This is a genomic window from Enterobacter cloacae complex sp. S2, assembly GCF_015159675.1.
Lineage (GTDB): Bacteria > Pseudomonadota > Gammaproteobacteria > Enterobacterales > Enterobacteriaceae > Enterobacter > Enterobacter intestinihominis.
Map to the genome: position 1 here is coordinate 97,396 of NZ_JADDTS010000037.1, position 13,239 is coordinate 110,634.

Sequence of the window (13,239 nt, forward strand, 5' to 3'; positions counted from 1 at the left end):
AGCCGTTAAGACATGCCTAATTTCTTTATCGATCGCCCCATATTTGCGTGGGTGATCGCCATTATCATCATGCTGGCCGGGGGACTTGCGATCCTGAAGCTGCCTGTTGCGCAATATCCAACGATTGCGCCGCCGGCAGTGACGATCTCCGCAACCTACCCGGGCGCTGATGCCAAAACGGTGCAGGACACTGTTACGCAGGTTATCGAACAGAACATGAACGGTATCGATAACCTGATGTACATGTCCTCAAACAGTGACTCAACCGGTACAGTTCAGATTACCCTGACCTTTGAATCCGGTACGGATGCGGACATTGCGCAGGTTCAGGTGCAGAACAAACTGCAGCTGGCGATGCCCCTGCTGCCGCAGGAAGTGCAACAACAGGGTGTGAGCGTCGAGAAATCGTCCAGTAGCTTCCTGATGGTTGTCGGCGTGATTAACACCGATGGCACCATGACGCAGGAAGATATTTCCGACTACGTGGGCGCCAACATGAAGGACGCCATCAGCCGTACGTCTGGTGTGGGTGACGTTCAGCTGTTCGGTTCACAGTACGCGATGCGTATCTGGATGGATCCGAATAAGCTGAACAACTTCCAGCTAACCCCGGTTGACGTGATCAGCGCAATTAAAGCGCAAAACGCCCAGGTTGCAGCCGGTCAGTTAGGCGGCACGCCGCCGGTGAAAGGCCAGCAGCTTAACGCGTCTATCATCGCGCAAACGCGTCTGACCTCGGCGGATGAGTTCAGTAAAATTCTGCTGAAGGTGAATCAGGACGGTTCGCAGGTTCGCCTGCGTGACGTGGCGAAAGTGGAGCTGGGTGGCGAGAACTACGACGTTATTGCGAAGTTCAACGGTAAACCGGCTTCCGGTTTAGGTATCAAACTGGCGACTGGGGCGAACGCCCTGGACACCGCGACGGCTATCCGTGCAGAACTGAAGAAGATGGAACCTTTCTTCCCGTCAGGTCTGAAAATTGTTTACCCGTATGACACCACGCCGTTCGTTAAAATTTCGATTCACGAAGTGGTTAAAACCCTGGTTGAGGCGATCATCCTCGTCTTCCTGGTAATGTACCTGTTCCTGCAAAACTTCCGCGCAACGCTGATCCCAACCATCGCCGTGCCGGTTGTACTGCTCGGCACCTTCGCGGTTCTGGCGATATTTGGCTATTCGATAAACACCCTGACGATGTTCGGGATGGTGCTCGCCATCGGCCTGCTGGTGGATGACGCCATCGTAGTGGTCGAAAACGTTGAGCGTGTGATGGCGGAAGAAGGCCTGCCGCCGAAGGAAGCAACCCGTAAATCAATGGGCCAGATCCAGGGCGCGCTGGTCGGTATCGCGATGGTTCTGTCTGCGGTATTTATCCCGATGGCCTTCTTCGGGGGTTCAACCGGTGCGATTTACCGTCAGTTCTCTATTACCATCGTTTCCGCGATGGCGCTGTCGGTGCTGGTAGCCCTGATCCTGACGCCAGCCCTGTGTGCGACCATGCTGAAGCCGATTAAGAAAGGTGGCCACGGCGAGCACAAAGGGTTCTTCGGCTGGTTTAACCGCATGTTTGATAAGAGTACGCATCACTACACCGACAGCGTGGGGAACATCCTGCGCAGCACCGGTCGTTATCTGCTGCTCTATATCATCATCGTGGTGGGCATGGCTTTCCTGTTTGTTCGTCTGCCAAGCTCGTTCCTGCCAGATGAAGACCAGGGCGTGTTCCTGAGCATGGCTCAGCTTCCGGCGGGTGCGACGCAAGAACGTACGCAAAAAGTGCTGGATGAGATGACCGACTACTTCCTGACCAAAGAGAAAGACAACGTCGAATCCGTGTTTGCGGTCAACGGCTTTGGCTTCGCGGGTCGCGGTCAGAACACCGGTATTGCCTTCGTTTCTCTGAAAGACTGGTCCGAACGTCCGGGTGATGAGAACAAAGTTGAAGCCATTACCAACCGGGCCATGGGTACCTTCTCACAGATTAAAGATGCGATGGTCTTCGCCTTTAACCTGCCAGCGATTGTTGAACTGGGTACGGCGACCGGCTTCGACTTCCAGCTGATTGACCAGGGCGGTCTGGGCCACGAAAAACTGACTCAGGCGCGTAACCAGCTATTTGGCGAGGTGGCTAAACACCCTGACCTGCTGGTGGGCGTGCGTCCTAACGGTCTGGAAGATACGCCGCAGTACAAGATCGATATCGACCAGGAAAAAGCACAGGCGCTGGGTGTGTCCATCAGTGACATCAATACCACGCTGGGTGCAGCCTGGGGTGGCAGCTACGTCAACGACTTCATCGACCGTGGTCGCGTGAAGAAAGTGTACGTCATGTCCGAAGCGCAATACCGTATGCTGCCGAACGATATCAACAACTGGTACGTTCGCGGCAGCGATGGCCAGATGGTGCCGTTCTCCGCCTTCTCAACTTCGCGCTGGGAATACGGTTCGCCGCGTCTGGAGCGTTATAACGGCTTGCCATCGATGGAGATTCTCGGTCAGGCGGCGCCGGGCCGAAGCACCGGTGAAGCCATGAACCTGATGGAAGAGTTGGCCAGCAAACTGCCTGCGGGTATTGGCTACGACTGGACCGGTATGTCCTATCAGGAACGTCTGTCCGGTAACCAGGCCCCTGCCCTGTACGCCATTTCACTGATTGTGGTGTTCCTGTGTCTGGCGGCACTGTATGAGAGCTGGTCGATTCCGTTCTCCGTTATGCTCGTGGTTCCGCTGGGGGTTATCGGTGCGCTGCTTGCCGCAACCTTCCGTGGGCTGACTAACGACGTTTACTTCCAGGTGGGCCTGCTGACAACCATTGGCTTGTCGGCGAAGAACGCGATACTTATCGTCGAATTCGCCAAAGATCTGATGGAGAAAGAAGGTAAAGGCCTGATTGAAGCAACGCTTGAAGCCGTTCGTATGCGTCTGCGTCCAATCCTGATGACGTCCCTGGCGTTTATCCTCGGCGTTATGCCGCTGGTTATCAGCTCAGGCGCAGGCTCCGGCGCACAGAACGCGGTAGGTACCGGTGTAATGGGTGGTATGGTCACTGCGACCGTTCTCGCCATCTTCTTTGTACCGGTGTTCTTCGTGGTGGTACGTCGCCGCTTTAGCCGCAAAAATGAAGATGTGGAGCACAATCATTCGGTGGAACATCACTGATACCGGTTTCACATGATAAAAAGGCCGCATTTGCGGCCTTTTTCATGTTCAGAAAAATTCATAAAATAGTCTTATTGTCGTTTTATTTATTTTCACCCGTCCTGATAAGACTTATCATATTAATCCGATAAGCTAATCGTAGAATTCAGCATTCTTTTAATATCAATTCATCGCCTAAAATATTCGGACAAATCCTAAATCATCGTAAATGCCGAAGACATCTGAATCCGGACTTCAAATGAAACATTGCGCTAACTCAATGAATCTTAAGGAACGGGTTAAAAAAAGGGTTTCTCTCGATAAAAGTGTTCGCGTCTGAGGTCACATTTGCGTAAGCGCTCGCAAGGAAACGTTTTAATTGTAATTTTTCGTAATAGCGCGGTGAAATCCTGATCAGAGTGGCTTATAGTTAGTGTTATCAGGAACACAGCTCCCGTGTGGCTAAGCAAGTTGTATCCATCCCGACATGATGTTCGGTGAGTAAAAAATCACTCAGAAGGGGATGCGCTATGGACGAGTACTCGCCAAAAAGGCATGATATCGCGCAGTTGAAATTTCTCTGCGAATCCTTGTACCATGACTGCCTTGCCAATCTTGAAGAAAGTAACCATGGCTGGGTGAACGATCCAACGTCTGCTATCAATTTACAGCTTAATGAGCTGATCGAGCATATCGCAACCTTCGCACTTAATTATAAAATTAAGTACAATGAAGATAATAAGTTGATAGAGCAAATTGATGAATACCTGGACGACACCTTTATGTTGTTCAGCAGCTACGGCATTAACGCACAGGATTTGCAGAAATGGCGTAAATCAGGAAACCGTCTATTTCGCTGCTTCACGAATGTCAGCAGAGCTAATCCGGTTAGTCTTTCCTGTTAAAATTATTACAAATACTAAGGTGAATTTTATGTCTGATAAACCATTAACTAAAGTCGATTATTTGATGCGCCTGCGACGCTGTCAGTCAATTGACACGCTCGAACGTGTTATTGAGAAAAATAAATACGAGCTGTCTGATAATGAACTGGCGGTATTTTATTCAGCTGCCGACCATCGTCTTGCTGAACTGACCATGAATAAACTCTATGACAAGATCCCCTCTTCGGTATGGAAATTTGTTCGTTAGTCGTTGAAGAGAGACTTTAAGGCACTACGCCCGTTGTTAAGCTGAATTTACCTTTCGTATTACGCTTCAAGTGCAAACGCCAGGTCCCCGTATAAAACGTATTTATACGCTAGAATGTTGTGACTCCCGTCACAGCCACTTTTAGGGAACGTTCCCTTTCTGGCTAATCCTCTTTACGCTACGTAAAACGATTCCAGAGAGGTTCCCATGAGTGAAGAAAAACAGAAGATGATTGCCGGTGAATATTATCGCCCCGGCGATGACACGCTGAGGGCTGACCGTTTACGCGCTCGTCATATTGTTCACCGTTATAACCATACCGCACCCGATGAGAAGGCCGAACGTCGCGCCTTATTAGCTGACCTGCTGGGTCAAAGCGAAGGCGCTTATATTGAGCCGAGCTTCCGCTGCGACTACGGCTATAACATCTATCTGGGCAACAATTTTTACGCCAACTTCGACTGCGTCATGCTGGACGTCTGCCCTATCCGCTTTGGCGATAACTGTATGCTCGCACCGGGGGTGCACATTTATACAGCCACACATCCTCTGGACGCGACCGAACGTAACAGCGGGCTGGAGTACGGTAAATCGGTCACCATAGGCCATAACGTCTGGATCGGCGGACGCGCGGTGATTAATCCGGGCGTGACCATTGGCGATAATGCGGTTATCGCTTCCGGCGCGGTAGTGACCAAAGACGTGCCGGCCAATGCGGTAGTGGGCGGGAATCCGGCGAAAATCATTAAAATGATCTAAGCGCATCCTGAGTAACTGTTATGCTTTTTCCTGGCATAACTGTTACTTTCATCGCATAAACCCCTCTCATAAAATAGGCAGATCACCTGTATTTTTAACACTCATAAAGGCAAAAAATGACAGAGATACAGCGCCTGCTTACCGCCACCATCGACGAGCTCAATACCCGCGAAAAGCGCGACAATCGTCCGCGCTTTAGCATCAGCTTTATTCGCAAACATCCCGGATTGTTCGTCGCCATGTACGCCGCCTGGCTGGCAACGCTTATCGTCATGCTGAAGTCTGAAACGCTGGTCGATTCCGTCTGGCTGCTGGTTGTGCTGTTCGTGGTGTTTAACGCGTTTTTCTTTTTCGACGTCAATCCACGTTACCGGTATGAAGATATCGACGTACTCGATTTCCGCGTCTGCTACAACGGGGAGTGGTACAACACGCGTTACGTGCCGAAGGAGCTGATCGACAGCATCCTGCACTCGCCGGCTGTCGAAGCCGGGCAAAAAGAGAAGTTGCAGAAAATGGTCATCACCAAGGGCCAGCTCTCTTTTTATGATGTCTTTACCCTTTCCCGCCCCGCTGCTGTGTAATGAGCGCCTGAAGACGTCGAATACCCGGCGCAAACTGCGAAGCAGAGGTATTGCCGTAACCTAAAACCAGACCGGTTTGCCCCTGCGTCGTCTCAAGGTAGTACCCGCTCAGCGCAGCGGGTGCCAGCTGAAACGCTCTTGCCTGCTCCACCAGCCGCTGGTCGTCGATACCGTCAATCGCCAGCGCCAGGTGCATCCCTCCTTCTCCGGCAAGAACACGGTGCGGCGTATGAAGCTCTGCGCTTAGCACCTCCCGCAGCTGGCGGTATCGCTTACGATAAAGTCGGCGCATGGCGGCAAGATGTCGCGCATAGTGGCCTTCCTCAATAAATAGCGCCAGGGTGCGCTGTTCAGCGCGATGCCCGCCGCGCAGCAGCGAGCCGATGGCCGGACGCGCCGCCTTCGCCAGCGCTGGCGGTAATACCATGAACCCCATTCTGAGCGACGGAAACAGCGTTTTGCTGAACGTCCCCAGATACACAACGGGCGCATTGTTGACCATTCCCAGCATCGCCGGTACGGGCTCACCGGCATAACGGAATTCGCTGTCGTAATCGTCCTCAATGATCCACGCGCTGTGCTGCCGGGCCAGTTCCAGCAGCGCCAGACGCCGCCGCGCGCTGAGCACGCTTCCGTAAGGGAACTGATGCGATGGCGAGGTAAAAATCAGCGTGGGTGAAGGCGCACACAACCCTTCCCAGCACATCCCCTCGTCATCAACCGGTATGCCGCTCATCGCCAGGCCGGTTTTGACGAAAGCGCTTTTAGCACCGCTATAGCCGGGATTTTCAACCCAGGCGACATCCCCCGGCTCGCTTAACAGCATCGTGCACAGATTGACGCCCTCCAGTGCCCCTTCGGTTATCAAAATCTGGCTGGCATCGCAGTCAATGCCGCGGGAGAGCGCAAGATGGCGGGCAATGGCGGCCCGTAGCGTCGGCTCGCCGGCCGGGTCGCCATACCCTAACAGGGCGCTCCCCTCCTCGCGCAGGACGCGATCGTATAACCGCCGCCACAGCGGCAAGGGGAAATAGTTGATGGCAGGCGTTCCTGGCGTAAATGCCATCACCGGAGTGTCGCGCGGCACAGGCGCGGGCAGCAGGGCAACACGTTTTGTCAGCCTGACGTCCGGGTCCGGTAATGTCCGGGCAATCGTACGATGAGCGAATTGCCCCACCCGCGTACCCTGGCGGCTACGCAGCAAATAGCCTTCGAGCGTGAGCTGGTCCAGCGCCGCATTAACGGTGTTTCGGGACACCGAGATCTGCTGCGCCAGCGTTCGCGAGCCGGGCAAATGACTGCCGGACCGAAGCCTTCCGCACAGTATGGCCTCCCGCAAAGCAAGGTAGAGCGCGCGCTGGAGCGTTTCTTCCCCACGTTTTTTCAGCGCAGCATGGAGCAGGGTGTATAGCTCATCACCCGGTATATTCATCTTTACCTCCTCGTGGTACCAGCAAAACATAGCCTGGTGGTTCTTTTTAAGGAACCAGTAATTCACTAATCTGGAGATCTTTTCAACATCGTGGAAATAAAGATGAGTGTATTCAATGAGTTTGGACAACCTGTAGGGGAAAGCCTTGCCGACTGGCAGCCTCGCCCGCCCCCGTCCCGGGTGGTACTTCAGGGTCGCTATTGTCGGCTTGAGCCGCTGCGCGTGGAGCATGCCCACGCGTTGTTCTCTGCGTATTCCCTGGCCGGAGATACCCGAAGCTGGACGTGGCTGCTGCGTGAACCCGATGCCACCGCAGAAGAGTTTGCCGAATGGGTGGCGAGCGTGAGCAAATTATCCGATCCCATCCACTTTAGCGTTATCGATAACCAGACCCAATCTCCTGTCGGGACGCTGTCCCTTATGCGGATCGATCCTAAAAACGGCGTTGTAGAAGTGGGACATGTTCACTTCTCGTCACTGTTAAGCCGCACGCCCATGTCGACAGAAGCGCAGTATCTGCTGATGCGGTACGTGTTCGATACCCTGGGCTACCGACGTTATGAATGGAAGTGCAACAGCCTGAACGAACCCTCCCGCAAAGCGGCCCTGCGTCTTGGGTTTCAGTTTGAAGGGCGTTTTCGCCAGGCGCTGGTCATTAAAGGCCGAAACCGGGACACCGACTGGTTTTCAATTCTCGACAAAGAGTGGTCAGCGCTGGCGAGCGCGTTTGAAAGCTGGCTTGCCACCGACAATTTTACCGTCGATGGCAAACAGAAAAGATCCCTGGAAAGCTGGCGAGAAATGCGCGTCTAGCGTCTTTTTTTACGCCCCTGCACCGCCTTAAAGCACGGGTTAGATTTGCAAATCACGTATAAGCGTCCCTTGCGTTTGACTATCTGGCAATCCGGGTGACGCTGTTTTGCACTGCGCAATGAGTTAAGCACCTGCATGATTAGCCTCGCTTCGCATCAAGAAAGCCACCAAAACGCTTGCGGAAGCGTGCCGCGCTGCCATCCGTCGAGAAGGTCTTCTGCTTCCCGGTATAAAACGGATGTGATTTAGAGGAGACATCAAGAGTAACGTAGGGATACGTTTTCCCCTCAAGTTCAATTTCACGGTCTGTCTTAATCGTTGAGCCAACTTTAAAATATTCATTAGCCGTGGTGTCGTGAAACACAACGGTGCGATAGGTTGGATGGATATTCGGTTTCATCTCTGGCCTTCATGTATTGTTATAACATAACAAGATACTATCTGAGCTTTGCTGCAAAAACAACCCCTGTGACGCACAGCCTGTTTTTGAAAGGTTTTCAAATACTGCCAGAGACTGTTACATGCTATAACTATATCATTTAGCGATAAAAAATTTTTCCTCTGGCACGCAAACTCCATGCCCTGGTCGGGCATATGGAAAGGATACAGCAGCATGCGAACCCGACATCTGGTCAGCCTGGTGACAGGCGTACTGATCTTCTCTGTGCTGGTCCCTGTGTGCCTCAGTATCTGGCTGGCGCATCGTCAGGCAGAGGCGAAATTTGTGGATGCGCTGGACAGATATGCCTCGCGCGCCCTGATCCGTACCGACAGAGTCGTTGCGCAGGCAAAACAGGCGCTCACGCACCTACAGTTGTTCAACGCCCCGCCCTGCACTCCTCCGCACTTACGCGAAATGCGTCGTGTCGCGTTCTCATGGCGCTATATTCAGGAAGTGATGTATATCGATAACCTGAAGCCGCTCTGCTCCTCTCTGGAACAATCCAGTAATACGGCGATCTTACCGCCCCCGATGCGGATCACCGCAGACGGATATAGCGCGTGGCTCACCTCGCAAAACGACCTCGGCATTCACCGTTATATGGCCGTTCTGGGGAAAGGACATTATCTGGTAATGGTCGATCCGGAGTCGCTTGTGGATGTTGTCCCGTTCGGTGACATTTCGATGGATGCCGCCCTGGTGGGAAGCGAAACCCATCGGATATTTGCCAGAAGCAATATTCTCGACCCGTATATTCTTTCTGTCGTTAAGGAGCAGCAGGACGTTAAGCGCGTGCAATACAACGGCTCGATGTACGTGTTGAAACCGGTGCCAGAACTGGGGCTTACGGTTATTGCCTGGGCATCGTTAAAACCGCTCGCGGCATCCTGGCATCAGCAGCTGATCATCTGGCTACCGGCAGGCATACTGATAAGCCTGGTTGCAGCCCTTATTGTGCTTCGCATCCTCCGCCGTTTGCTTTCCCCGCGTAACCGGCTGATCGACGCGATCAACAACCGGGAGATCGAGGTTCACTATCAGCCCATTGTGGCGCTATGCAGTGGAAAACTGGTGGGTGCAGAAGCGCTGATGCGCTGGCCGCAGCCAGATGGCAGTGACCTGTCGCCTAATCTCTTTGTTCCCCTGGCGGAGCAGACGGGGCTTATTTCAACGCTGACACAGCTGGTGGTGAATAAGGTGTTTGAGGATTTAGGTGCCTGGCTGCATCATCACCCGGAACTGCACATTTCTGTCAACCTTTCGCCAGCCGATTTAACGTCCCCCGAGCTGCCTCGCCTGCTGAGTCAATTGCTCAACAAATGGGGCGTCCACCCGCGCCAGATCGCCCTTGAATTGACCGAGCGCGGCTTTGCCGATCCTGCCGTCAGCGCCCCTGCCATCGCTGCGTTTCGGCGCTCCGGGCATGCCATCTACATTGATGATTTTGGTACGGGTTACTCCAGCCTGAGCTATTTGCAGGATCTTGATGTCGATACCCTGAAGATTGATAAATCCTTTGTGGACGCGCTGGAGTATAAGAACGTGACTCCCCACATCATCGAAATGGCCAAATCGCTTAAGCTGGCGATGGTCGCAGAAGGCATTGAAACTGAAGGGCAGCTCGAATGGTTGCATCGCCACGGCGTGCAGTACGGACAGGGCTGGTATTTCAGCAAGGCGCTGCCTAAAGAAGATTTCATTCGCTGGGCCGAGCACAACCTCAGGAAATAAACCCATTGCGCGGTGTTACGTGCGGCCACGACAGTGGCCGCACGTTTCAGCTCAGCCGTTCTGCTGCCAGCTAAACGTGTAGCGCAGCCGACGGTTTTGCAGAATGAAGGCGGGGGCTACGCTCGGGCTCCATGAGTCGTCCCCCCCCACGCCCATGTGGAAGGCATCAAGATTCAACCAGCAGCCATCCTCTTCCCGTAGCAAATGGTGATGCGTTGTCGTATGCAGTTGCTGCTGGCTGTAACGGCTCAGGGAGAAATGGAACTGTCCCTGGAAGTGATGTGAGCCAAACGTCAGCTCACGGGTGTCGCAGCGTAAACCGTTCTCCGTCGGGAAGATATACGGCGTCTGCATGGCGTCCAGCGGTAACGCCCAGCGCCCCTGCTGCGCCGCCAGTTTTCTGTCCGGATAGTTCTCCAGCGGGCCCAGCCCCAGCCAGCGCACCGTTTGCGGGATATCCGCCAGCATAACGCTCAGGCCAACACGAGCGGGCTCAGGAATGTCAGACGCCACCGTCACCTGCACATCCCCGTGCAGTAACCCGTGGTCATCAATCCGCCAGACCTTGTAGCTGATAAACAGCGCTTTACCCTGATGCTCCCAGACGTGCTGCGTGGTCACCACCACCTCACGGGTATGCTGTTCCGCTTCACACTGGATAAGGCGCGAGGATATCTCATACATCCCTGCCGCTTTCCAGCGTTCCACCCACGCGTTCGGATCGATGCGGGTCGCCTCGCTGATGCCAATGTCATTATCCAGCGGCGCGCGGGTAAAGTTATCCGTTAGCGGGGAACGGAGCGTTTCAGCGCCCGCGTTCCACCACTGGGTCAGGTTGCCGGTGAGACGGCTAAACTGCCAGCGCTGCTGCTGATGAGTGATGTCCAGTACCTCTTCCTGCACCGTTAACTGTGGTGGGGTTCCGTCTGCTTTCGGTGGCGTAAGGTACAGCGGAGCCGGGAGCGGCCACTGATCCCAGGCACAACGGTGGCCGGACGGCGACCACGGCGTGGCCTGCGGCTGAACGATCTCCACGTTGAGCCAGACCTCGCCCGGTTCAGCGCCGAATTCAGTCTGCGGGATCTCAACGCGCTGTGTCCCCTGGGGCGCAACAGAAAGGGTTATTTCGCCGGAAGCCAACACCACACCGTCACGCGCCACCGACCATCGCAGACTCTCGTTGTCAGTATGACGGAACAGATAATCGCTCTGGATATCGACGACCAGCGGAGCGGTGCTCACCAGCGTAAAGGTAAAGAACTGCTGGGCACGCTGTGCCTCGTAAAGGGCGGGATGCGGGGTGCGATCGGGAAACACCAGCCCGTTGAGGCAGAACTGACGATCGTTGGGCTTATCGCCAAAATCGCCGCCGTAGGCCCAGAATGCCGTGCCGTCTTCCGCTTTTTTCGTCAGCGCCTGATCGACCCAGTCCCAGACAAAGCCGCCCTGCAACCGGGGATGGCTGCGGAATGCCTGCCAGTAGCTGGCAAAGCCGCCAAAGCTGTTACCCATCGCGTGGGCATACTCGCACAGGATCAGCGGACGGGTTTCGTCCGGCATACCAATCCACTTTTTAATCGACCACTTTGGCACCGCCGGGAACGGCTGATCCTGATCGACGCGGGCATACATCGGGCAAATAATATCAGTTGCCGCCGTACTGGCCCCCCCGCCTTCGTACTGCACCGGCCGCGTGGGATCGGTGGTTTTCAGCCAGCGGTACAGCGCATCGTGATTCGCCCCATGCCCGGACTCATTCCCCAGGGACCAGATGATGATGGACGGATGATTCCGGTCCCGCTGCACCATACGCGTTACGCGTTCGCTCATGGCAGGCAGCCAGCGCGGATCGTCCGCCAGGCGGCTCATCGGCACCATGCCATGGGTTTCAATATTCGCCTCATCGACCACGTACAGGCCGTAGCGATCGCAAAGCGTGTACCACAGAGGGTGATTCGGATAATGCGAGCAGCGCACGGCATTGAAGTTATGCTGCTTCATCAGTTCGATGTCGCGGCGCATGGTCGCCTCATCCATCACCTGCCCCTTCTCAGGATGATGTTCATGACGGTTCACGCCGCGGATCAGCAGCGGTTTGCCGTTAAGCTTCAGCAGGCCGTTGCTGATTTCGACGCGTCTGAAACCGACATCGCAGGCTTCAGTCTCCAGCATGTTGCCCTGCACATCCCGAAGCGACATGGTCAAACGATAGCGTTCCGGTGTTTCAGCGCTCCACAGCACGGGATTGTTCACGGGTATCGCCACCGTGAGCCGCTCCGCCCAACTGCCGCGTTCGTCCACGATGGCCGATCCGGGCTGTTGCGTGATTTGCGCGCAGGCTTCGCCGTTACGCCACAGGGTAAACGCCACCTCGCATTCGGCATAGCGTAAGCCTTCCAGCGCAACGTCAACCCGGAGCAGCGCCCGATCGCATTCGGCATTCAGATCGGTCACGATCTGATAATCGGCAATCCGCGTTTCCGGCTTGTGCAGCAGCGAGACGTCACGGAAAATGCCGCTCATCCGCCACATGTCCTGATCTTCCAGGTAGCTTCCGTCGCACCAGCGTAACACCATCACCGCCAGGCGGTTCTGCCCCGGTCGCAGCACCGCGCTGAGGTCGAACTCCGCAGGCAGACGGCTGTCCTGGGAATAGCCCATCCACTGGCCGTTACACCACAGATGAAAAGCTGAATTCACCCCATCAAAGATAATGCGGGTTTGCCCGCTGAGCAGCCAGGCATCATCCATCTCAAATGTGAGCGAGTAACAACCGGTTGGGTTTTCAGCCGGTACATAGGGCGGGTTCACATTTATCGGATAGGTGACGTTGGTGTAGATGGGGGTATCGAATCCCTCCATCTGCCAGTTCGACGGCACGGGCATCTCAACGGCATCAGACAGATCGTCCGTTACCCATGCCTCGGGCACTTGCTCTGGTGCCGGGAAAAAGCTGAATCGCCAGATGCCGTTAAGCAGACGCTCGCTCAGCGAAGGCTTATCCTCCCGGGCGAGGGTTTCATCGCGCCAGCTATGAAAAGGCGCGTGTGCGGCCAGACGATTCCACTGCGTCACGCCCGGGTTTTCCCAGTCACGACGAGCCAGAATTGCGCTGAGGGTCAGCGGCAATGTGGAAGACATATCAACCTCTTTACGAAGCGCTCACAATTTTAGTCAACATGCCCTGG

General features: G+C 54.8%; 11 protein-coding genes. 7 read left to right on the forward strand and 4 right to left on the reverse strand.

Going from position 1 to position 13,239, the window contains the following annotated elements; translation table 11 throughout:
* The first annotated feature begins 12 nt into the window (after positions 1-12).
* From acrB to IPZ49_RS17485, 5 genes are all read left to right on the forward strand, one after another.
* Positions 13-3,159, forward strand: a complete 3,147-nt coding sequence (gene acrB / locus IPZ49_RS17465) for a multidrug efflux RND transporter permease subunit AcrB (protein ID WP_023299464.1) — start codon at positions 13-15, stop codon at positions 3,157-3,159.
* 509 nt (positions 3,160-3,668) lie between these two features.
* The gene (tomB, locus tag IPZ49_RS17470) at positions 3,669-4,043 is read left to right on the forward strand and encodes an Hha toxicity modulator TomB (RefSeq protein WP_006809850.1); all 375 of its coding nucleotides are present in this window, start codon (positions 3,669-3,671) and stop codon (positions 4,041-4,043) included.
* Between the two features lie 28 nt (positions 4,044-4,071).
* Positions 4,072-4,290: an HHA domain-containing protein gene (locus IPZ49_RS17475; protein ID WP_015571250.1), complete on the forward strand. Its 219-nt coding sequence runs from the start codon at positions 4,072-4,074 to the stop codon at positions 4,288-4,290.
* A gap of 207 nt (positions 4,291-4,497) precedes the next feature.
* Positions 4,498-5,049 carry a maltose O-acetyltransferase gene (maa, locus tag IPZ49_RS17480; RefSeq protein WP_063146584.1) on the forward strand — a complete coding sequence of 184 codons (552 nt, stop codon included), beginning with the start codon at positions 4,498-4,500 and terminating at the stop codon, positions 5,047-5,049.
* Positions 5,050-5,165: 116 nt separating this feature from the next.
* Positions 5,166-5,633 carry a YlaC family protein gene (locus IPZ49_RS17485; protein WP_022647269.1) on the forward strand — a complete coding sequence of 156 codons (468 nt, stop codon included), beginning with the start codon at positions 5,166-5,168 and terminating at the stop codon, positions 5,631-5,633.
* Here the strand turns inward: IPZ49_RS17485 and IPZ49_RS17490 are convergent.
* On the reverse strand, positions 5,605-7,065 hold the full coding sequence (locus tag IPZ49_RS17490) for a PLP-dependent aminotransferase family protein (RefSeq protein ID WP_063146585.1): 1,461 nt from the start codon (positions 7,063-7,065) through the stop codon (positions 5,605-5,607). The two genes, IPZ49_RS17485 and IPZ49_RS17490, sit on opposite strands and share 29 nt — an antisense overlap.
* 102 nt (positions 7,066-7,167) lie before the next feature.
* Between IPZ49_RS17490 and IPZ49_RS17495 the strand changes: the two genes are divergently transcribed.
* Complete coding sequence (locus IPZ49_RS17495; protein ID WP_063146586.1) at positions 7,168-7,878, forward strand: GNAT family N-acetyltransferase; 711 nt, start codon at positions 7,168-7,170, stop codon at positions 7,876-7,878.
* Here the strand turns inward: IPZ49_RS17495 and ykgO are convergent.
* Entirely contained in the window at positions 7,875-8,015 is a 141-nt protein-coding gene (gene ykgO / locus IPZ49_RS17500) for a type B 50S ribosomal protein L36 (RefSeq protein WP_063146587.1), read from the reverse strand. The two genes, IPZ49_RS17495 and ykgO, sit on opposite strands and share 4 nt — an antisense overlap.
* Positions 8,016-8,017: 2 nt before the next feature.
* Positions 8,018-8,278 (reverse strand): type B 50S ribosomal protein L31, encoded by a 261-nt coding sequence (locus IPZ49_RS17505; protein WP_015571255.1) that lies wholly within the window; start codon positions 8,276-8,278, stop codon positions 8,018-8,020.
* Between the two features lie 213 nt (positions 8,279-8,491).
* Between IPZ49_RS17505 and IPZ49_RS17510 the strand changes: the two genes are divergently transcribed.
* On the forward strand, positions 8,492-10,051 hold the full coding sequence (locus IPZ49_RS17510; protein WP_058676947.1) for an EAL domain-containing protein: 1,560 nt from the start codon (positions 8,492-8,494) through the stop codon (positions 10,049-10,051).
* Positions 10,052-10,102: 51 nt separating this feature from the next.
* On the opposite strand, the gene IPZ49_RS17515 is transcribed toward IPZ49_RS17510, so the two are convergent.
* Complete coding sequence (locus IPZ49_RS17515; RefSeq protein WP_063146588.1) at positions 10,103-13,192, reverse strand: beta-galactosidase; 3,090 nt, start codon at positions 13,190-13,192, stop codon at positions 10,103-10,105.
* Positions 13,193-13,239 lie beyond the last annotated feature (47 nt).

Coding starts and splice junctions, on each gene's coding strand:
- ykgO (WP_063146587.1), bottom strand. CDS start 8,015: ATGCAGGTGCTTAACTCATTGCGCAGTGCAAAACAGCGTCACCCGGAT.
- IPZ49_RS17515 (WP_063146588.1), bottom strand. CDS start 13,192: ATGTCTTCCACATTGCCGCTGACCCTCAGCGCAATTCTGGCTCGTCGT.
- IPZ49_RS17505 (WP_015571255.1), bottom strand. CDS start 8,278: ATGAAACCGAATATCCATCCAACCTATCGCACCGTTGTGTTTCACGAC.
- acrB (WP_023299464.1), top strand. CDS start 13: ATGCCTAATTTCTTTATCGATCGCCCCATATTTGCGTGGGTGATCGCC.
- IPZ49_RS17485 (WP_022647269.1), top strand. CDS start 5,166: ATGACAGAGATACAGCGCCTGCTTACCGCCACCATCGACGAGCTCAAT.
- IPZ49_RS17510 (WP_058676947.1), top strand. CDS start 8,492: ATGCGAACCCGACATCTGGTCAGCCTGGTGACAGGCGTACTGATCTTC.
- tomB (WP_006809850.1), top strand. CDS start 3,669: ATGGACGAGTACTCGCCAAAAAGGCATGATATCGCGCAGTTGAAATTT.
- IPZ49_RS17495 (WP_063146586.1), top strand. CDS start 7,168: ATGAGTGTATTCAATGAGTTTGGACAACCTGTAGGGGAAAGCCTTGCC.
- maa (WP_063146584.1), top strand. CDS start 4,498: ATGAGTGAAGAAAAACAGAAGATGATTGCCGGTGAATATTATCGCCCC.
- IPZ49_RS17490 (WP_063146585.1), bottom strand. CDS start 7,065: ATGAATATACCGGGTGATGAGCTATACACCCTGCTCCATGCTGCGCTG.
- IPZ49_RS17475 (WP_015571250.1), top strand. CDS start 4,072: ATGTCTGATAAACCATTAACTAAAGTCGATTATTTGATGCGCCTGCGA.